Here is an 18,597-nt window from a genome sequence, read left to right as displayed (position 1 = left end):
CCACTAAGTAAAATCCTAAAAATCAATAATATAAATACAATATTTATAATAAAAAACATCTAAAATATCCAATTTTCAATCTTCCAAATATAAGACCTTTTTCTCCCCGGATTGCAGTTTACTGATAAAAACTGCTATTGATTGAAAAATAAATTCACGGCTTCTTCTTATAAATATATTTGAGAACGCAGGATATTAATTCAATTTTACATGAAAGTTAAATTATCATTAATCACCTTTTTTCTACTAGGTGTCAGTCAATTTGTTATGGCTCAAAGCCGGGACAGTTATAATATGTGGTTTCAATACCTCATGTCTGCAAAACTTACAGACAAAAGTACTTTGACAGCTCTTTCCCAATACCGGTCTTTTGACCTCGCCTATGATACCAGGCTCTTTCTGGTTTCGGCTTATGTAGATTACGAAGTAGCTCCTGAAGTAAGGCCTGCTGTAGGAGCCATGTTTCTTATTCTTGACTCTTACAAATCTGATAACTCCAAAAAAGAAAGGTATGAAAAAGACCTTTCCAACAGGTGAGTCTGGGTGGTAATATCGGAAGAACCTCTATTTCTCACCGATTTCGTGTGGAAGAACGGTTTATCAGTAATCCGAATGAATTCATTGTAAGGCTGCGTTATCTTATTTCTTTAAGAATCCCGTTCAATAAAGCCGGGGAGAAAGAAAGACTTTATGGCATTCTGAAAAATGAAATCAGAATGAATGCCAGCAAAGAAGAAACATTTGACAGCAATCGTTTAACAGCCGGGATAGGAATAAAAACAGGGAAAAACTCAGCCATAGAAGTTGCCTTTATCAACCAGCTGGAAACCGGATCTACCAGTAACTATGCCTATATCGGCTATCGAAACAATTTTGACTGGAGAAAAAATAAAAATAAATAACCTCAAATACTACCACCTATGCTTACATTCCTTGGATTTTTGATGATCATCATCTTTATGGTGCTTATCATGAATAAAAAGATGACTCCCCTTACCGCATTAGTCATTATCCCCGTTGCCATCGCGTTTTTAGCTGGTTTCGGGCCTCAATTGGGAGAGATGATGAAAAATGGAGTCAAGGAAATAGCCCTTACAGGGGTTATGCTCATCTTTGCTATTCTTTATTTCAGTTTAATGATAGATACAGGGCTTTTTGAGCCCTTAGTCAACCTTATTCTAAAAGCAGTTGGAGACAATCCTGTTAAAACAACCATCGGAACCGCTATTCTTACCACATTGGTTTCTCTGGACGGTGATGGCTCTTCCACATATATTATTGTTGTTGCAGCTATGCTTCCTTTATATAAAAAACAAGGAATGAATCCATTAACGCTGACCTGCATTATTATGCTGGCGGGAGGAATTATGAATATTTTACCTTGGGGAGGCCCTACGGCAAGGGTTATGAGTTCCCTAAAACTGGGACACACCGAAATTTTTGTGCCTATGATTCCTATTATGGCTTTAGGCATCATATGGGTCATATTTGTAGCCTACATCCTGGGGAAAAAAGAAAAAAAACGCATCGCAAAATATGGGAAGTATACAAAATACGGTACCGGAGACATTGCCGGAGAATCTGATCCTCAGCTTCTTCGTCCAAAACTGATCTGGGTGAATTTAATTTTGACTCTTGTTCTGTTAACTGTGATGATATTAGATATTGTTCCATTAGGCATAGCTTTTATGATTGCTTTTTGTATTGCCTCTGTCATCAATTACCCTAAATTAAAAGATCAGCAGAAAATTATTTCAAAACATGCCGGAAACGCATTGTCTGTGGCAGGAATGATCTTTGGAGCAGGAATCTTTACCGGGATTCTTAATGGAACCGGCATCATGCAGGCTATGGGAAATAGCATGATAGATATTGTTCCCAAAAGCTGGGGCAGTTATCTGAATATTATTACAGCCATTTTCAGTGTTCCTCTTACTTTCTTTCTCACGAATGATGCCTATTATTTTGGAATACTTCCTATTATTGAGGCAACAGGACGTCAGCTGGATATTGCTCCTGAAATATTAGGAAGAGCAAGTCTTGTTGGTCAGGCATCCCATTTATTAAGCCCATTGGTTCCTTCCACGTATCTGTTGGTATCATTAGCAGGCGTAGAATATTCCGATCATCTGAAATATACTTTAAAATGGGCAATTGGATCATCAGTTATCATGCTTTTAGGAGCATTACTTCTTGGAACCATATGATAAATATTTAATGAATAATGAGTATCTTCAACTTCAGAAATAATAATACAGCTTAAAACTTGTTTTGTAAAAAAACAGCTTATTTTTCCCGATGAACCTTTTACAGCCTCAGAAAACATTTACCGGAAAATACCTTAAAAATCTTACATTGTATGTATTTACAGCAATGATAGGAGGAGTATTGGCTGGCCATTACCTTCCTGAGGAAAGTATAAAACTGGGAATGGTGAGCCGGTATTTTTTCATGATCCTGGAAACCCTGATCCTCCCTGTTATATTTATGGCAGTCGCCTATGGAATCAGCCAGCTGTCTGAGCTCAAAAACGCCCGTAATATTGTATGGCAGACTATTTTATATTTCTTAGTGATCACTTCAGCCGCGATTATAGTAGGCTTTGCATTTGGATTAATAATGCAGCCCGGTTCTGATACAGGAATTGACATTACCAGGATCAAGACATCCTTACCCAAGACATTTGAAATCAAAAATGATAGTCTACCCAATCTTATCTATATCAACAGGCATGGTATTTTTCTTTTCCTCTCCATTGTGATCGGTATTGCCATGAATCTTTCATCAAAAAAAGAAAAATTTCTTAATATATTGGATCAGGGCGTGAATATATTTTATACGGTCATTAAGTATCTTTACATCATTCTTCCCCTCATTATTTTCTGTAATATAGCCTATGGTGTTGCCGTATATGGCATCAATACCCTTCTCCCTTTGAGTAAGGTAGTTGCCACGGTATATATTGCCGATATTGTTTTCATTCTTGGAATTCTTGGGGTTGTTTCTTGGCTCTTCAAATTCAATCTTTGGAAATTTTTACTGAACATCAAAGAAGAAATTATCCTGGTGGTCAGTACCTCATCTTCTAAAACAGCCTTTCCTCTTATTTTTGAGAAAATGGAATCTGAAGGATACAGCAGGAAAATCTTAAGGTTTATTATTCCTTTAGGATATAATTTTAACCTTGCCGGAGCGTGTATCTATCTTTCTGTGACCTGCTGCTTTCTGGTTCAGTTTTATACGATCTCTTTAAGCTTCAACGATTATCTGTGGCTTTTCATCATCATATCTATTACTTCAAAAACCGCTTCCGGTGTTCCAGGCTCTGGATTTTTGGCACTTATTTTCACACTGAACAGATTCGGAAAAATTCCGTTGACAGATATTGCTCTTCTTTATAGTGTGGATCGTTTTATGAATGAAGCCAGATCCGTGACCAACTTTATAGGAATTGCCGTTTCCGGAGCTATTATTTCAAAGATCAATCAACAGCAGGAAAGCAAAAAAGTTTCTGCTTAATGGTGTTTAAAAATTATTTTTCAAAATTCACCCAATCTTGTAACTTTTTGAATTTCAGAACAACTAACTAATAAAAAGATCATGAAAACATTCTTATTCCTTTTATTAGTAAGCAGCTTGAATCTTTTTTCACAGCAGCTTCTTACCCCAGAAAATGTACAGATCAATTCTAAATGGGTCAAAGATGAAACATCAGAATCTGTATGGTATGCTGAAAATGCCGGTACAAAAATAGAAATCGGAAGTATTATTACTGAGCTAAAAAAATTAAACTCAACAGAACTTCTCATCAAAACAACAGTGAAAATGAAACAAGCTCCTGATGCTCAATGGACAGATTCTACGATTGTAAAAACCTCAAATTTCACCCCGGAATATCATTCTTCTTACAACTCTATGCGAGATATGGTTCTGAAGTCCGGTAAAGATAAAGTGACCGGATATTATCTGGATAAAAAGTCGCAGAAAAAGATAATATTGATATGCCAGCAACTCAATATTTTGACAGCAGCAGCTATGCAACGCTGATAAGATTTCTTCCATTACAAGAACACTATTCTGCCGAAATTTCTATTTTCGACTACAATCCAAAATCCGAGAAAAAAGGAATGATGAAAGCTTATATTTTAGATACCCAAAAGTCAGAATATAAAGGAAAAGCGGTCTGGGTTATGAAAACAAATGATGATATCAGCAGCAAAACCACTACCACCACCTACTATATTGATCCTGTAACAAGAAAAATTGTAAAACAGGAAATGGATATGAGTGGTAGAAAAATGTTTATAGAAACAACCTCGTAAAAAACAGACATTCGAAATATCAATAACATTTCCCAGTCTACAAACAACTTAACAACCTGTATTAAAAACATTTACCTTTGAATCAACAATAAAACACCAACTGTCAAAAAAACCTGATTGACATTAAATGTTCAGGAACCAGAAAAACAAAGGTATTATTTATGAAAAATGCAAAGTTATTAAACAGAAACACACAGAAATCCATTCATGGAGGATCATTGGCAGCCAAACTTGTTTGTTGTGATTATGATGACAATATGAAATGTATCCGCTGGATCGGGCCGGGGCAATTTTGTCCATAGAATAAAAATATTATTCTTAGTACAATAAAAAAAACTTGGAGATCGTATAAATTAAACATCATATCTATGATAAATGCAAAACTATTAAACAGAGATGTCCAAAAAGCTATTTGTGGAGGAATTGTTACAGCCAGAATCAAATGCTGCGAAAAAGACAGAAATGGCAATTGTATCTTATGGATTGGACCTGGACAATATTGTCCATAGATAAATTTTACAATAACAAATAATATAAAAGCTGGAAAAATTTCCGGCTTTTGTTTTTTTTATATTCTAAGTATCAACAAGGCTTATCATTTAGCACTATTAAAAAAATAACCAAAAGAACACCTATCAACTGATAACCAACTCATTAATTTCAAAAAAATACATTTAAAATATATCACATATTGTAGAAAAAACTTATCTTTGATCTACTTTTTAACACCAAATGTCAAAATCCTGATTGACTTTAAACGTTCAGGAAGTATACAAATTAAATATTATTAACTATGAAAAATGCAAAATTACTAAGCAGAGATGCTCAGAAATCCATCAATGGCGGTGCAGCAGGACGTTATTGCTGTGAGTACAATTACAAAGGACAATGTATTCTATGGATCGGACCCGGGCAGTACTGCCCATAAAACAGGATCTATAAAAATTAAACACCTAGAATAAAAGCCGGAAATTTCCGGCTTTCACTTTTTATTTTTCTGCCAAATTTTCACATTCCGTCATAAAAGTCTGCCATTTCAGCCATCACCGTCTCATGGCATACATTTAGAGAATTACAACACAGAAATAATTAAAAAATAAATATATTATGTCAGTAAACTTTAAACCATTGGCAGACAGAGTTCTGGTAGAGCCAATCGCAGCAGAAACTAAAACAGCTTCAGGAATCATTATCCCGGATACTGCAAAGGAAAAGCCGCAAGAAGGTACTGTAGTGGCAGTAGGTCCAGGTAAAAAAGATGAGCCTACAACTGTTCAGGTAGGTGACAAAGTTCTTTATGGAAAATATTCAGGTTCTGAATTGAAGTTAGAAGGTAAAGATTACTTAATTGTAAAAGAAGCTGACTTATTAGGAATTATAGGGTAAGCTGCTGGCTATTGGCTTCTTGCAAATGGCTTATTTCTGCATAGAAATTAATTGATGAGAGATTTTAAAAAATTTGAAGTTTGGCAATTGAGTCATCAACTGACTTTAAAAATCTACACTTCAACCAAAAACTTTCCGAAAGAAGAAATTTTTGGACTGACCTCTCAGATCAGACGATCATTTGCATCTATTGGATATAATATTTCAGAAGGAAGCGGCAGAAATTCAGATAAAGAATTTGCCAACTTCATCAATATTGCTCTGGGATCATCCAACGAAGCTGAAAACCAATTAATTCTTGCAAAAGACTTAGGATACATTCATGAAAATGATTATCAAAATCTCTTGGAAGAGTTAACAATACTCAAAAAGAAGCTTGTCACTCTATGGAACAGGCTCAACGTAAATTAAAAAATAAAATTAAACACGCGAATTGCTAAAGCCAAAAGCCAAAAGCAAGTCGCCAAAAGCTAAACAACATGGCAAAAGAAATAAAATTCGATATTGAATCAAGAGACGCTTTAAAGAGAGGTGTAGATGCATTGGCTAATGCAGTAAAAGTAACTTTAGGTCCTAAGGGAAGAAATGTGGTTATCGAAAAATCTTTCGGTGCTCCACACGTAACTAAGGACGGTGTTTCTGTAGCAAAAGAAATCGAACTTGAAGATAAGGTAGAAAACATGGGAGCTCAAATGGTAAAAGAAGTGGCTTCCAAAACTAATGATATTGCAGGAGACGGTACTACTACCGCTACTGTTTTAGCACAAGCTATCGTAAGAGAAGGTCTTAAGAACGTAGCGGCTGGTGCTAACCCAATGGATCTTAAAAGAGGGATTGACAAAGCAGTAACTGCTGTTGTTGAAAACCTTAAAGCACAGTCTCAGGCTGTTGGAGATTCTACAGATAAAGTAAAGCAAGTTGCTTCTGTATCTGCTAACAATGATGAAACTATCGGTGCTTTAATCGCTGAAGCTTTCGGAAAAGTTGGAAAAGAAGGTGTAATCACTGTAGAAGAAGCTAAAGGTATCGATACAACAGTTGACGTTGTAGAAGGTATGCAGTTCGACAGAGGTTACCAGTCACCTTACTTCGTGACTAACCCTGAGAAAATGTTAGCTGAACTAGAAAACCCATATATCCTTTTAGTAGAGAAGAAAATTTCTTCAATGAAAGAATTACTTCCAGTTCTTGAGCCTATTGCACAAGGTGGTAAGTCTCTATTAATTATCTCTGAAGAAGTTGAAGGTGAAGCTTTAGCTACTTTGGTAGTCAACAAACTAAGAGGTTCTCTTAAAATTGCTGCTGTAAAAGCTCCAGGATTCGGAGACAGAAGAAAAGCAATGTTAGAAGATATCGCGATCCTTACAGGTGGACAGGTGATTTCTGAAGAGCAAGGTTTCACTATGGAAAACATCTCTTTAGATATGCTTGGAACTGCTGAAAAAGTAACGATCGACAAAGACAACACAACGGTTGTAAACGGTGGTGGTGACGAAGCGAAAATCAAAGGAAGAGTAGCTCAGATCAAAGCTCAGATGGAAACTACAACTTCTGACTACGACAGAGAAAAACTTCAGGAAAGATTAGCTAAGTTAGCTGGTGGTGTTGCTGTACTTTACGTAGGTGCTGCTTCTGAAGTTGAAATGAAAGAGAAAAAAGACAGAGTTGATGATGCCCTTCACGCTACAAGAGCAGCTGTTGAAGAAGGTATTGTTGCAGGTGGTGGTGTTGCTTTAGTAAGAGCAATCTCAGCTTTAGATAACCTTACAGGAATCAATTCTGATGAAACTACAGGGATCAAAATCGTTAAGAGAGCTATCGAGGAGCCATTAAGACAAATCGTTGCTAACGCAGGAGGTGAAGGTTCTGTAATCGTTGCTAAAGTAGCAGAAGGAACAGGTGACTTCGGATACAATGCGAAAACTGACGAGTATGTAAACATGCTTGAAGCAGGAATCATTGACCCAACTAAAGTAACAAGAGTTGCCCTTGAAAACGCAGCTTCTGTATCTGGAATGCTTCTTACAACTGAATGTGTAATCACTGAAGTGAAGAGCGCGGAACCAGCTATGCCAATGGGTGGTGGAATGCCAGGAATGATGTAACAACGTGTCGTTGAGACAAATTTAATATACTAACCGTTCTGCTTTTGTAGAGCGGTTTTTTTGTTTAATTCTGATTTTATTAGTAAAATAGTATATTTAGATTTTTAATTAATAACCAAAAAAATAGATAGAATCTAAACAAGATTAGCACAATTGTATATTATGCAATCTGTAATTTGAATGCTATCTGCAATTTTACCAGAATGAAACGTATACTACAATTTACATTATTGATTAGCTCAATTAGCTTATTTTCTCAAAATTTAGAGAAAAAAATTTCAAACGAAATTTGTACCTGTTTAGGGGATGTAGAGAAACTAAAAGATCCCGAAAAGAAATTGGATGAGTGTTTCCGAAAAAGTTTTAAAAATAATGATACTGAAATCATTCAAAAATTTAATTCTCCTCAGAATACAAGTACAAAAGACTTTGAAGATTATTACGTTTCTATCGAAGGACTTTTATTAAGTAATTGTAAAAGTTTTTTAGATTACAGAAAAAAAGAATTTATCCGCGAAAAACAAGAAAGCATCTCTAATTGTGACGATATTAAAACAGGAATTTACTATTATGAAACGCTGCAAAAAAGAGAAAAATCGTATCTGACATTTACAAAAAATGAAGTTATCGAAACAAGAAAAAATAATGTTTATACAATTAATAAAATTGAATGGACTGATAAATGTACCTACAAATTAAATCTGCTGGAAACAAATAGTAATTATGATGAAACATATCTCAAAAATAAATCACTAATTTTCAATGTAATTGAAAATTCTCCAACATACTTTGTTGTACAAACTGAATATTTTGAAAATGGAGGCTTAAATAATGTGAAAATTTTTAAACTTCCTTTTACCAATGAATAAAAACTACTTAGCATTAGCAAAATACAGAGCCACTGGTGAGTATGTTCAAATGCTTGAAGCAGGAATCATTAATCCAACTAAAGTAACAAAAGTTGCCCTTGAAAACGCACCTTCTGTATCTGGAAAGCTTTTAACAACTGAAGTTAAGAGTGCTGAAGTTAAGAGCGCTGAACCAGCTATGTCAATGGGTGGAGGAATGCCAGGAATGATGTAATAGCTAGTCACGAAGACAAATTTAATATATAAACCGTTCTGCTTTTGTGGAGCGGTTTTTTGTTTGAAATTCAGCAACTCATTATAAAAATTTTATTTATTTGTATTAAGGTTGTTTTTATATATTTGTGAGTTAGCATAAGCATCTCAAAAACAAACCATTGAATGAAATTTTTTAAAACTCTATTTTTGTTAATTATAATTTTCGCCGGAATTTTAATAAGTACAAAGTTAAAATTAACTGTTGAAAGTGCTGAATTTAATGCAAATTATGAAAACATGTATCCCCCAAACTGCTTCATAAAATTTGAAAACAAAAAATACCTTATTACACAAAAATATAAATACAAGTATAAAATACTTAGTGAATATTGGTTTGTAGCCAGCGAAGGTTTTGCTGTTCAAAAATTTCAATTTCCTTTTGAAATGAATTATAGTAATGATCAAAAAGGAGATATCATATTAAAATACTTTGAAAACGAAGAATTCATTAAATTCAATTCACGAAAATATAATATTACGGAAAAAAGGAATGATACAATTATTTCAAAAACAGCTGATGGCAAACTTATTATATTTATTAACGAATAAGGAAAGTACTATTATTCAAAATCTTACGGGTTATCAATTCCACAATTAAAGTAACAAGAGTAGCCCTTGAAAACGCAGCTTCTGTATCTGAAATGCTTCTTACTACTGAATGTGTTATCACTGAAGTAAAGAGCGCTGAACCAGCTATGCCAATGGGTAGTGGAATGCCAGGAATGATGTAATAGCAAGTCGCTAAGACAAATTTAATATATAACCCGTTCTGCTTTTGTAGAGCGGTTTTTTATTTTGTAAATAACTCCTTTGTTTATAATTTATTATATACTATTGCGTTTATCCAAAAACAACTAAAAATAAACCGCTGTTTAACAAGCAATTGTACAATACACATATGAAATAAGCGCAATAATATATATGTGATATTTGCGCAATACGTAAATTTGGATGTTAGCAGAAATTTTAAACCAATAATGCGTAATGAAACAAATTTTACAAATTTTAATCTTATTAATTATTTTTTCTTGTAACAAAATTGGAGTTTCTAAAACTGAAGTTGAAGCGGTTGATAAAGTTCTTCAATTTTATGGTGGGCAAGTAAATCGTTCAATAGGATTTAAAATCGCAAATGGAAAAAAAGCAAATTATTTTGAATTGCAAGTAAGTAAAAGTGATTTATTGAATAATGAACAAAGATATCTAACAGAGCAAGCTGGAAATATTGCTTATATATTTTACACCAATTTAAAAGATGAGAAGTCAAATTATAATGAAATACAAGTTAAAATCGATTTAGATAATGGAACTTCTCAAGAATATAATTTTTCCACCACAGAATTGAAAGAAATTGAAGAGTTATATCCTGAAATTGAAAAAACAAATAATTTTATTAGAGATGCTGATTATAAATCTCTTATTAGAGATGCTGATTATAAATCTCTTGCAACTCAAAATGGAGAAATTGGTGTTACTGAAAATTCATTAAAAAATGTCTTTGATCAACGAATATCAGAATTTGGAGATATTAAACAAATTCAAAATCAAGGATTTAGTTTCCATAAATCTGAATATCGTGGAGATTTTATAAATGTAAAAGAAGTATTACTTTTTGACAAAAAAGTAGTAACAATGATTTTAAGTTATGATCGTAAAACAAAAAAATTAATTGCAATCCATTAACCATAAAAAAAACTTCTGCTAACGTTGTATTGGCAAAATGCGGGGTTCAACCAAATTGAAAGAGTTGCCCTTGAAAACGCAGCTTCTGTATCTGGAATGCTTTTAACAACTGAATGTGTTATCACTGAAGTAAAGAGCGCTGAACCAGCTATGCCAATGGGTGGTGGAATGCCAGAAATGATGTAGTAGCAAGTCGCTAAGACAAATTTAATATATAAACCGTTCTGCTTTTTGTGGAGCGGTTTTTTTGTCTTTATGGTTTTCCGTAAAGAAATGTTATTAATTTATCAATATATTTAATGATATAAAATCATAGAGTAAATAAAGGTAATTTACTCCTTTAAACTTTTAATCAACTATAGACCATAAATGAAAACTGAAATTAGCAAAATTATTAAAGACGAGAATCTTAAAGGTTTAGTGACTGATATTAATGAAGTTTTTTTAGACTCATTCTTAGAAAGTGGTATAATAAAAGATATTCCAATTTTGGGATTAGTATCTAAGGTAATTAATATCGGCAATACAATTCAAGAAAGACTTTATACAAAGAAATTATTAACATTCTTAAAACAGCTTGAAGATACAAAGCCAGAAGATAGAGAAAAAGAAATTAATAAAATAGATGAAAATGAAAACTATAAAACTAAAGTAGGTGAAAAACTATTATATATTATTAATGAAACTGATGACTGTGAAAAAGCTGAATATATTGGAATTTTGTTCAAATGGTTTTTAGAACAGGAACTTGAATATGTAGATTTTATTAGATGTGTAGATTGTATTAATAAAACTAATATTATTGATTTAAATTTTTTTATTAAAGAATCTTTTATTGAAAGTTATATCAATTCCAACATTGAAAATTATTTAAATACTGGATTAATCAATCAAGAATATAAAAATCCATTAAATGAAATTAATAAAAATAGATTAATCACTCATGAAAAAGCACAAATAAAATATAGTATTTCTAGATCTGGAATCTATATTAGAAAATATTTAAAATAAATAAATAATTCACAATTTCATAAACTTCTGAAAGCAAATTACCTATAAGTTTTAATATTATCTATGAATTTATCTGACAATATTTTAAATAATTTACAAAACCTCAAAAGCAAATGTTTTTTATGTTTTTGTACTTTAGACAAATCCAATTCTTCAAAGGAACATGTAATACCTAAATGGTTATTTAAAAAATTTAATCACGATGATGATGGAATGAAACTTGGAAACCATACAAATTTAAGATATAAGCAACTTACAATCCCAGCGTGTAAGAATTGTAATAATTCTATACTGAGCCAAATTGAGGAAACTTTCATTTCAATTTTAGATAATTCTTTTAAAAATTTATCGCTAGCAGAAGAATTAATAATTGCCCAATGGACATTGAAAATAATGCTTGGTACTATTTTGAAAGAAATGTCACTTGAAAAAGACATTAAAAAAGTAGGTGAAAAAATACTTTCATTTGATCAAGTTAAAGAATTATTACCCCTATTTATTTTACTTCATTCTATTTTCTATGAAACTGAATTAAAAAATAGAAAACCTTGGTCTTTGTTTATAACAAGTTTTGAAACTGAAAATTATGATTATCACTCACACTCATTTTTTAAAACAGCGAGTTTTAAATTCGGAAAAATAGGCTTCATTATAACATTTGATGATAGTTCATTTTATCAAGTAGCTGCTCAAAATTTTGAATTTAATAAATTAAGTGATATGCAATTTATTGAATTAACATATACTTTTTTTGCTCTAAGAAATTCTGAGACTAAAATTCTAATATCGAAAAAAGAATTGATTGCTAATAAATTAATAATTTCAAGTAAAAAACACTATCACAAACCAAAAATAACCTATAATACAAAGTATAAAAATACACTAAATTATTTGTTAAATGTTCACAAAATGAGATTTAACAAATAAATTCTAAATCTCCGCTGTTCAAAGTTTTCCGACTTTGATCCAATAAAACTAAGCTCCGAAGTCTTTAGACTTCGGAGCTTAGTTTTATTCTATTTTAAAATCAAACAATTCTTGAGGATGAACTTCTAAGCCTTTAGCTAGTTCCTGAATTGTTGAAATTCTTAAATCAACTTCTCCTTTTTCGATTTTGCTGATATTGCTATGGTCTACATCACATTTCTGAGCTAACTCCCGATAGCTTAATCCCATCTTCTTTCTAAATTTTTCAACTCTTTTACCAAAAGCGATTCTAAATTCAATTCTATCCATTGCAATACCATTATCAGAGCAATTTGGAAAGTTTACAATAAAAAACTGTAGTTGAATTAACCTACAATTCAAAAATTATATTATATTTGTACAATAAGCTACAATAAATGTAGCTTTGCGATACTTCAAAAAAATATAGAAGCTATTGCTTAGAATCTCGACTTGAAAACTGGTAATTTAAAAGCAACGAGAAGATAAGCAAGAAGCTCACGACCTAGGCGTGGGCTCTCTTATCTGTTGCACGGTATACCAGTACCTCAAGTCGGATATTGTAGAGTCTCATGCCGTTTTTATTTTCATGCTGATCTGTTTTTCTACAATCATCTTTTTCTAAGCCTGCTTTACAACATAAAGTATCATGATACGGTACAATGGGGTGTACAATCCATTGCGGCTTTCGGGCTTTTAGAAAAACACAAATTCTATCCTATTCATTCGGCTTTTATAGACAGGAAGTTCAGGCATTGCAGGGCTTACTTCTTTACTGTCGGGTAAAATCGTACAACAAAAAATACACACTCATGAAAAAAAACAGAACAAACTTTCAATCCCGGCTTGGGAAAGGCCGGAAGAAGCATTACGAGTTACAGCAGATAGAAACATTTTTTCAGCTCAATGACTTGATAGCTACCAAAGAGCTTTTAAACATCATTATGAGCTATGCCCTTAAAAGAAATAGCCGGATAAAAGAAGAACCTTCTGTCATTTATCATTTTCATCAGGCGATGCGTTCATTTGTCTGTGCAGGCTACTTTTTAATGCTGAAGGAAAAGAAATTGTTTATCAATACTCAGTTGGAAGATGTTTCACCATTGGTTCTTGGTTTGCTTTCTGAGAAAGAATACCAAAATCCGCTGCTGGTCTTTAAAAAAGCTTTCAAAGAATACAGCGTCAAAGAATTTGATTATTTTATTTCCGGGATGGTCTACTTCTCAATGGGTATCTATGACAAGCTTCCGGAAAGGAACATGATCAGCCCCTATATACATTTGATTAAAATGCTGGATGCAGCGTATCTTATTGTTGAAAGGAGAAGGAAGAAATAAAAAACTTCCCAGCTACGCAAGGTTTCCCGACTTTGAGCCGATAACATAAAAATAGACCTTAAAAAAGCTCCAAAGTCAGGAGACTTCGGAGAGCAAAGTCGTCTACGTGATTACATGTTGTGTTGTTAATTCGGATTGAACTGAATATTAAAATACTTTAAATAATCCTCTATTGGTTCCAATCCCATTTCTTTTCTTCTTTCGTTTACAGTTTCAGGATTTTCTAATTTATACAATTTACCATTTTCTATTTGTGAACCATATATTTGGGGTTTTCCTTCGTCCATTAACATCCTATCTTTCATCAATGCATATTGCTGTTTAGATAAGTCTCCATTTTTTACCGCTTTCTCTATTTGTGGAAAATACTTTTTTCTGATTTCTTTAGTACTATGTTGCAGACCCAACCAGATTGCATCCATGTGTTTTTGATCCACCTCCTTTAATGTAGGCATACCACACTTTTCAATAATGCTAATCACTAATTCCTGATTCCTGTGATCTTCTTTAGCGTATTTGATGAGTTCATTTGATTTTCTAATCCTTTGGTCACTTTCAAAAACTTCGCTCAAGATTTGATTTTTTTTGCTGCAATCTACTTCAATAATATCTACTGAACCTACATAGACAAATTTATCCCTATTCATATAAAGGAATATTGATATCATTACAACAAGAGCGGTTAATATGCTAAATAATATTTTTTTTATTTTCATTTCTATTTTTGTGTCATAATCCAAAATAGATTGACCATTTTTGGTTAAAAATTAATTGTAAAAATAAGAAAAAATAGAGCCCTCAAAATCAAAAAAAATGATCTGATATAAACTCAGCTTCTTAATGATATAAAAATCACTTCTCCTTTATTTTCTTTCTATGCTTCAAACCAAAATTAATTAAAGCATTAACCACATCTTCGGTTTCTTCGGCATGTGTGGTAAGTGCATACGAAACGGTAACAGGTTTGGTGTTATTAACCGTTCGGGTGATCAGTAAATTATCTTCCAGTTCCAGCAGCACTTTGGATAAAACTTTTGGACTTATTCCCTGAGCTGTTTCCTGCAAATCTTTGAACCGCATTGTTTCGTAATGATACAAATTATGCAGAATACAGAATTTCCATTTGCCGCCCAATAATTCAATGGCATCTTTAAGGGCCAAGATCTGTTCTTTACTGATGTCATTTTTTTTAGTACTCATACAATTGTTACTTTCCAAAAGGTAACGGATAGTAAAGGTAAAGTTTCTTTCAGATAATTTTACACGGTAAAAAAATTAAAAATGAAAGTAACCGTAATTGCCAACATTTCAGCTAATGGTAAAGTATTATTATCCGACAATCCACACCATCAATTACCACCAGAGGCAATGGAGTTTTATTTAACATTCGCAAAAAAAGTGGGGAACCTTGTCATAGGCTTTAAAACCTTTGAAAATTTTTTAACCTTCCCACAGGAAGTCAGAGACCATTTCAGCGGAATAGAAATCGTAATACTCTCTGAAAAACCTTCCGCATCAAAAGACTACAAGACGGTTAAAAGTCCTGAAGAAGCTATTGAATATATGGCAGAAAAAGGCTGGCACGAAATGGCAGTTGGCGGTGGAACAGGTGCTTTTAATGCTTTTATAGACAAAGATTTAGTAACGGACATTTATTTTAATATTCATCCACTCATCACAGGAGTTGGCGGTATTTTAGGAAGCAGCAGTGAACTGAATTCAAAATTTAAACATAAAGACTATCAACTTAAAGAAGGTTTCATTCAACTGCATCTAAGCAAAGAAGACTAAATAACAATAAGCTAAAAAGGTGAATACATTCTAGATGTATTCTGGATGAAAAAAATATGAATAGCAAAACCAATAAAGCCCCTACCAAGTAACAAACAGGACTAAAATAAAATTTACACAATTGTATATTGACACAATGCGTAAATTTGGATGTTAGCATTATCATAAAGCCAATCGCAACCATAGACAAACAAGAATTAATGACAGAGAAATTTCCGACTATAAACAGTACCCTTTCCCCCAATGAACTTGGCCAACTTATTCAACAAAAATATAAACTAAGCGACAAAACCGAATGCAGCATTTTCCGATTGGCGATGAACCATTTGTATATCGTTCAGGATGTCGAACAGAAATATGTTTTCAGAGTTTACACCCACAATTGGCGGACAAAATCAGAAATTGAAGAAGAATTAAGATTATTGGTTCACTTAAAAGAAAATGACAGGCAGATTGCTTATCCAATTACCAACAAATCGGGCGAATATGTACAAGAAATTGAAGCACCTGAAGGAAAAAGATTTGGTGTTTTGTTTTCATACGCCAAAGGAGTAAAGACTGCAAAATTTTCACCTCAAACAAGTTTTCTCATTGGACAGGCATTAGCCAAAGTTCATCAATCGACAAAAGGTTTTGAACTCAAAAGAATGTCTTACAATAGTCAGAACCTTCTTACAAAACCTGTTTTAAGAATAAAAGAATTCTTTAATAGAAACACCAGCGAAATTGAATTTTTAGAAAAACTATCTGCTTTTTTAACTCTGAAAATTGACAATATTGACCAACAGAACATGAGATATGGAAGTGTACATCTTGATGTTTGGTTTGACAATCTGCACATTGAAGGTGAAAATGAAATAACATTTTTTGATTTTGATTTTTGTGGCAACGGCTATTTATGTTTTGATATTTCTTATTTCCTGTTTCAGTTACTGACAACCCATTTAAACGAAGAAGAGTATCAAGAAAAAGCAGAAAGTTTTTTGAAAGGTTACGAAACGATAACTGAAATCAGTACTGAAGAAAAACAGTTTTTACCTTTTGCCTGTTTAGCCATTATGACCTATTATATCAGTGTACAGTGCGATAGATTTGATTATTGGACCAATATTTTTATGAACGAAGACCATTTAAAAAGAATGGTTGGAAACTTGAAACGATGGATTATTTACAACAAAATTGAGATTGGATAATAAACCTACAATGAGAAAATAACAAACGGCTAACAAAAGTCGTGAAACCAAATATAAATTATATCTTTTACCCAAACACATCCTATGCATTTCAGAGGTATTTTAAAATTTTATTTATTATTTTTTTTCGTGGCTTGCTTCGAAAATAAATCTAAAACTGAATATTCAAAACCAGTTACAGAAACCATTTCGCAGCAAGATAATAGAAAATTTGAAAAATATCCCGCACAATATGAATTACAAGACAGCATACACCTCACTTATATTAAAAATGAGTTTTATAGAAACCAATTTGGATTTCTCTATGAAAAAACGACTGCGCAAAGAGATATTAACGGACAATTAAAAGATGTTGAATATTTTAATGGTGTTATTTCACAGGAAATTGATCCAGATTCATTTTAACAGATCGGAAACTCTTGGTTTGCAAAAGACTATAAAAATGTATACTATTCCAGACCTACAAGTGGGGGAAGAGAGATTACAAAAGTAGAGCATGCAGATGTCAATACCTTTAAAATTATTGATGGAAACTATAAATATGCTGTTGACAAAGGTAATTTCTTTAATGCCACTGAAAAAATTGAAGGTTTCATTCCTTTAAAAACTGAACAGATAAAAAACAAAGAAGGAAAAGTGATTGAGTTAAAAATGAAAAATAAAAATTTGATCTTGAACCTTAAAAAAGTTCACACAACAAGAGATAAATAATACAGATTGAAACTATAATAGAGTTTAATCCGGTTAAAAAAGAGTTATAGTGCGAAACCTGAGCTGATCACAGATACTTTTTCAGAGGCAATATTCCTTTTACACTCAAACGCAGCTATTTTATATTGATACAAATGAGTACATATCACGCGATTATATTAATTCTTTTTAGTAATATTACCATGGAAACTAATTTTATTTAATGAGTTACAGATTGTATGTTTTTAACAACAGACCTATTAGATCCTGACAGACAAAATACCATTCAAAATATTGATCAGAACCTTGTAGACTTTTTACCCAAAGACTATCTGCATTTTCTACTTGAATATGGAACAGGAACCTATTGTGACGAAGTTTATATAACTTATCCAGATGACAAAAATATTTCTTTGACCTTCAGCAGCTATACAGACCTATGGAAATTGAATGATTTATACAATGAAAATGATTTACTACAATCTGTTCAGATTGGCTCAACGGCCAACGGAGATATTATTTGCGTAACACAAAACAAAAAAGGTAAAATATTTGTTCTGCCCAGGCATTCCACGGAGATTATATCATTTATGGCTTTTGATGAAACCATAAAATACTTTGTTCCAAAAATTTCAAAAACTTATTTCGATCCGATATTTGACAGCAAAACGGAATGCATAAACCTAATAAAATCTGAGAAGGAATTAATTGATATTTTTCCCATCCATGAAGAGTTTTTACGAACATTCACTTTTGATTTTGTAATAAACGAAACAACCCAACCCAAATATTTTTTAAAAGTTTCGGCGGTTGGATTACTTTTGATCTCATTTACAAAAACAGAATTTATATCAAATTTCAAAACCGTTTTATTGAAAATATTCTTTCTATTATGAACTTTTTTAAAAATTATTGAAAAGTATTTTACAACTTCAAAGTCTCCTACTTTGCACTAATAAAATAGATCATCCAAAGTCATCAGATTTCAGTAGTAAAGTTTCTACCCTCTT

At 32.5% G+C, this 18,597-nt stretch carries 25 protein-coding genes and 1 pseudogene; 23 read left to right on the top strand and 3 right to left on the bottom strand.

Going from position 1 to position 18,597, the window contains the following annotated elements; all coding sequences use genetic code 11:
• The first annotated feature begins 210 nt into the window (after positions 1–210).
• The 17 genes and pseudogenes from H5J24_RS01680 (at position 211) to H5J24_RS01605 (ending at position 12,558) form a co-directional block, all read left to right on the top strand.
• Entirely contained in the window at positions 211–537 is a 327-nt protein-coding gene (locus H5J24_RS01680; protein ID WP_232815990.1) for a porin family protein, read from the top strand.
• Positions 534–902: a DUF2490 domain-containing protein gene (locus tag H5J24_RS01675; protein ID WP_232815989.1), complete on the top strand. Its 369-nt coding sequence runs from the start codon at positions 534–536 to the stop codon at positions 900–902. Before H5J24_RS01680 ends, H5J24_RS01675 begins: the two co-directional genes overlap by 4 nt.
• Positions 903–920: 18 nt before the next feature.
• On the top strand, positions 921–2,207 hold the full coding sequence (locus H5J24_RS01670) for a CitMHS family transporter (protein ID WP_068944679.1): 1,287 nt from the start codon (positions 921–923) through the stop codon (positions 2,205–2,207).
• Between the two features lie 91 nt (positions 2,208–2,298).
• Complete coding sequence (locus H5J24_RS01665; protein ID WP_068944680.1) at positions 2,299–3,519, top strand: dicarboxylate/amino acid:cation symporter; 1,221 nt, start codon at positions 2,299–2,301, stop codon at positions 3,517–3,519.
• 81 nt (positions 3,520–3,600) lie between these two features.
• Complete coding sequence (locus tag H5J24_RS01660; protein ID WP_232815988.1) at positions 3,601–4,047, top strand: DUF3108 domain-containing protein; 447 nt, start codon at positions 3,601–3,603, stop codon at positions 4,045–4,047.
• Positions 4,002–4,322 (top strand): DUF3108 domain-containing protein, encoded by a 321-nt coding sequence (locus tag H5J24_RS01655; protein WP_232815987.1) that lies wholly within the window; start codon positions 4,002–4,004, stop codon positions 4,320–4,322. Before H5J24_RS01660 ends, H5J24_RS01655 begins: the two co-directional genes overlap by 46 nt.
• A gap of 793 nt (positions 4,323–5,115) precedes the next feature.
• Complete coding sequence (locus H5J24_RS25450; RefSeq protein WP_262483571.1) at positions 5,116–5,250, top strand: hypothetical protein; 135 nt, start codon at positions 5,116–5,118, stop codon at positions 5,248–5,250.
• A gap of 179 nt (positions 5,251–5,429) precedes the next feature.
• Positions 5,430–5,708: a co-chaperone GroES gene (locus tag H5J24_RS01650; RefSeq protein ID WP_045500963.1), complete on the top strand. Its 279-nt coding sequence runs from the start codon at positions 5,430–5,432 to the stop codon at positions 5,706–5,708.
• Positions 5,709–5,762: 54 nt separating this feature from the next.
• A complete protein-coding gene (locus tag H5J24_RS01645) occupies positions 5,763–6,119 on the top strand; it encodes a four helix bundle protein (protein ID WP_068944682.1) in 357 nt (118 codons plus the stop codon).
• Between the two features lie 68 nt (positions 6,120–6,187).
• On the top strand, positions 6,188–7,813 hold the full coding sequence (gene groL, locus H5J24_RS01640) for a chaperonin GroEL (RefSeq protein ID WP_068944683.1): 1,626 nt from the start codon (positions 6,188–6,190) through the stop codon (positions 7,811–7,813).
• 203 nt (positions 7,814–8,016) lie between these two features.
• On the top strand, positions 8,017–8,682 hold the full coding sequence (locus H5J24_RS01635; RefSeq protein ID WP_068944684.1) for a hypothetical protein: 666 nt from the start codon (positions 8,017–8,019) through the stop codon (positions 8,680–8,682).
• Between the two features lie 34 nt (positions 8,683–8,716).
• Positions 8,717–8,896: pseudogene (groEL, locus tag H5J24_RS01630) on the top strand (chaperonin GroEL); the annotation flags it as partial.
• 164 nt (positions 8,897–9,060) lie between these two features.
• Positions 9,061–9,486, top strand: a complete 426-nt coding sequence (locus tag H5J24_RS26100) for a hypothetical protein (protein ID WP_068944686.1) — start codon at positions 9,061–9,063, stop codon at positions 9,484–9,486.
• A 435-nt stretch (positions 9,487–9,921) separates the two neighbouring features.
• Positions 9,922–10,620, top strand: a complete 699-nt coding sequence (locus H5J24_RS01620) for a hypothetical protein (protein WP_068944687.1) — start codon at positions 9,922–9,924, stop codon at positions 10,618–10,620.
• Between the two features lie 24 nt (positions 10,621–10,644).
• Positions 10,645–10,806, top strand: a complete 162-nt coding sequence (locus H5J24_RS01615; RefSeq protein ID WP_167386976.1) for a hypothetical protein — start codon at positions 10,645–10,647, stop codon at positions 10,804–10,806.
• Between the two features lie 183 nt (positions 10,807–10,989).
• Positions 10,990–11,631, top strand: a complete 642-nt coding sequence (locus H5J24_RS01610) for a hypothetical protein (protein ID WP_068944688.1) — start codon at positions 10,990–10,992, stop codon at positions 11,629–11,631.
• Between the two features lie 63 nt (positions 11,632–11,694).
• Positions 11,695–12,558: a hypothetical protein gene (locus H5J24_RS01605; RefSeq protein WP_068944689.1), complete on the top strand. Its 864-nt coding sequence runs from the start codon at positions 11,695–11,697 to the stop codon at positions 12,556–12,558.
• 84 nt (positions 12,559–12,642) lie between these two features.
• Here the strand turns inward: H5J24_RS01605 and H5J24_RS01600 are convergent, their stop codons facing one another.
• Positions 12,643–12,867 (bottom strand): helix-turn-helix domain-containing protein, encoded by a 225-nt coding sequence (locus tag H5J24_RS01600; protein ID WP_068944690.1) that lies wholly within the window; start codon positions 12,865–12,867, stop codon positions 12,643–12,645.
• A gap of 521 nt (positions 12,868–13,388) precedes the next feature.
• On the opposite strand from H5J24_RS01600, the gene H5J24_RS01595 reads away from it, so the two are divergent.
• Positions 13,389–13,913: a hypothetical protein gene (locus H5J24_RS01595; protein ID WP_068944691.1), complete on the top strand. Its 525-nt coding sequence runs from the start codon at positions 13,389–13,391 to the stop codon at positions 13,911–13,913.
• Between the two features lie 125 nt (positions 13,914–14,038).
• On the opposite strand, the gene H5J24_RS01590 is transcribed toward H5J24_RS01595, so the two are convergent.
• Entirely contained in the window at positions 14,039–14,629 is a 591-nt protein-coding gene (locus H5J24_RS01590) for a DUF6624 domain-containing protein (RefSeq protein ID WP_068944692.1), read from the bottom strand.
• 136 nt (positions 14,630–14,765) lie between these two features.
• Positions 14,766–15,113: a winged helix-turn-helix transcriptional regulator gene (locus H5J24_RS01585; protein WP_068944693.1), complete on the bottom strand. Its 348-nt coding sequence runs from the start codon at positions 15,111–15,113 to the stop codon at positions 14,766–14,768.
• A gap of 81 nt (positions 15,114–15,194) precedes the next feature.
• Between H5J24_RS01585 and H5J24_RS01580 the strand changes: the two genes are divergently transcribed.
• The 5 genes from H5J24_RS01580 (at position 15,195) to H5J24_RS01565 (ending at position 18,483) form a co-directional block, all read left to right on the top strand.
• Positions 15,195–15,704: a dihydrofolate reductase family protein gene (locus tag H5J24_RS01580; RefSeq protein WP_068944694.1), complete on the top strand. Its 510-nt coding sequence runs from the start codon at positions 15,195–15,197 to the stop codon at positions 15,702–15,704.
• 200 nt (positions 15,705–15,904) lie between these two features.
• Positions 15,905–16,897 carry a phosphotransferase gene (locus H5J24_RS01575; RefSeq protein WP_068944695.1) on the top strand — a complete coding sequence of 331 codons (993 nt, stop codon included), beginning with the start codon at positions 15,905–15,907 and terminating at the stop codon, positions 16,895–16,897.
• A 129-nt stretch (positions 16,898–17,026) separates the two neighbouring features.
• Positions 17,027–17,302 (top strand): hypothetical protein, encoded by a 276-nt coding sequence (locus H5J24_RS01570; RefSeq protein ID WP_141395730.1) that lies wholly within the window; start codon positions 17,027–17,029, stop codon positions 17,300–17,302.
• Positions 17,303–17,305: 3 nt separating this feature from the next.
• Positions 17,306–17,608: a DKNYY domain-containing protein gene (locus tag H5J24_RS26095; RefSeq protein ID WP_082811358.1), complete on the top strand. Its 303-nt coding sequence runs from the start codon at positions 17,306–17,308 to the stop codon at positions 17,606–17,608.
• A 218-nt stretch (positions 17,609–17,826) separates the two neighbouring features.
• Entirely contained in the window at positions 17,827–18,483 is a 657-nt protein-coding gene (locus tag H5J24_RS01565) for an SMI1/KNR4 family protein (protein ID WP_232815986.1), read from the top strand.
• The last annotated feature ends 114 nt before the right edge of the window (positions 18,484–18,597 follow it).

Source organism: Chryseobacterium capnotolerans (genome assembly GCF_021278965.1).
Classification (GTDB): Bacteria; Bacteroidota; Bacteroidia; order Flavobacteriales; family Weeksellaceae; genus Chryseobacterium; species Chryseobacterium capnotolerans.
The sequence above is the reverse complement of the archived record's forward strand: the minus strand, read 5'-3'. Positions and strand labels throughout refer to the sequence as shown.

Coding starts and splice junctions, on each gene's coding strand:
- H5J24_RS01665 (WP_068944680.1), top strand. CDS start 2,299: ATGAACCTTTTACAGCCTCAGAAAACATTTACCGGAAAATACCTTAAA.
- H5J24_RS01575 (WP_068944695.1), top strand. CDS start 15,905: ATGACAGAGAAATTTCCGACTATAAACAGTACCCTTTCCCCCAATGAA.
- H5J24_RS26100 (WP_068944686.1), top strand. CDS start 9,061: ATGAAATTTTTTAAAACTCTATTTTTGTTAATTATAATTTTCGCCGGA.
- H5J24_RS01660 (WP_232815988.1), top strand. CDS start 3,601: ATGAAAACATTCTTATTCCTTTTATTAGTAAGCAGCTTGAATCTTTTT.
- groL (WP_068944683.1), top strand. CDS start 6,188: ATGGCAAAAGAAATAAAATTCGATATTGAATCAAGAGACGCTTTAAAG.
- H5J24_RS01650 (WP_045500963.1), top strand. CDS start 5,430: ATGTCAGTAAACTTTAAACCATTGGCAGACAGAGTTCTGGTAGAGCCA.
- H5J24_RS01580 (WP_068944694.1), top strand. CDS start 15,195: ATGAAAGTAACCGTAATTGCCAACATTTCAGCTAATGGTAAAGTATTA.
- H5J24_RS01600 (WP_068944690.1), bottom strand. CDS start 12,867: ATGGATAGAATTGAATTTAGAATCGCTTTTGGTAAAAGAGTTGAAAAA.
- H5J24_RS01565 (WP_232815986.1), top strand. CDS start 17,827: ATGTTTTTAACAACAGACCTATTAGATCCTGACAGACAAAATACCATT.
- H5J24_RS01585 (WP_068944693.1), bottom strand. CDS start 15,113: ATGAGTACTAAAAAAAATGACATCAGTAAAGAACAGATCTTGGCCCTT.
- H5J24_RS01635 (WP_068944684.1), top strand. CDS start 8,017: ATGAAACGTATACTACAATTTACATTATTGATTAGCTCAATTAGCTTA.
- H5J24_RS01590 (WP_068944692.1), bottom strand. CDS start 14,629: ATGAAAATAAAAAAAATATTATTTAGCATATTAACCGCTCTTGTTGTA.
- H5J24_RS01655 (WP_232815987.1), top strand. CDS start 4,002: ATGCCAGCAACTCAATATTTTGACAGCAGCAGCTATGCAACGCTGATA.
- H5J24_RS01605 (WP_068944689.1), top strand. CDS start 11,695: ATGAATTTATCTGACAATATTTTAAATAATTTACAAAACCTCAAAAGC.
- H5J24_RS01645 (WP_068944682.1), top strand. CDS start 5,763: ATGAGAGATTTTAAAAAATTTGAAGTTTGGCAATTGAGTCATCAACTG.
- H5J24_RS01670 (WP_068944679.1), top strand. CDS start 921: ATGCTTACATTCCTTGGATTTTTGATGATCATCATCTTTATGGTGCTT.
- H5J24_RS01680 (WP_232815990.1), top strand. CDS start 211: ATGAAAGTTAAATTATCATTAATCACCTTTTTTCTACTAGGTGTCAGT.
- H5J24_RS01595 (WP_068944691.1), top strand. CDS start 13,389: ATGAAAAAAAACAGAACAAACTTTCAATCCCGGCTTGGGAAAGGCCGG.
- H5J24_RS25450 (WP_262483571.1), top strand. CDS start 5,116: ATGAAAAATGCAAAATTACTAAGCAGAGATGCTCAGAAATCCATCAAT.
- H5J24_RS01610 (WP_068944688.1), top strand. CDS start 10,990: ATGAAAACTGAAATTAGCAAAATTATTAAAGACGAGAATCTTAAAGGT.
- H5J24_RS01620 (WP_068944687.1), top strand. CDS start 9,922: ATGAAACAAATTTTACAAATTTTAATCTTATTAATTATTTTTTCTTGT.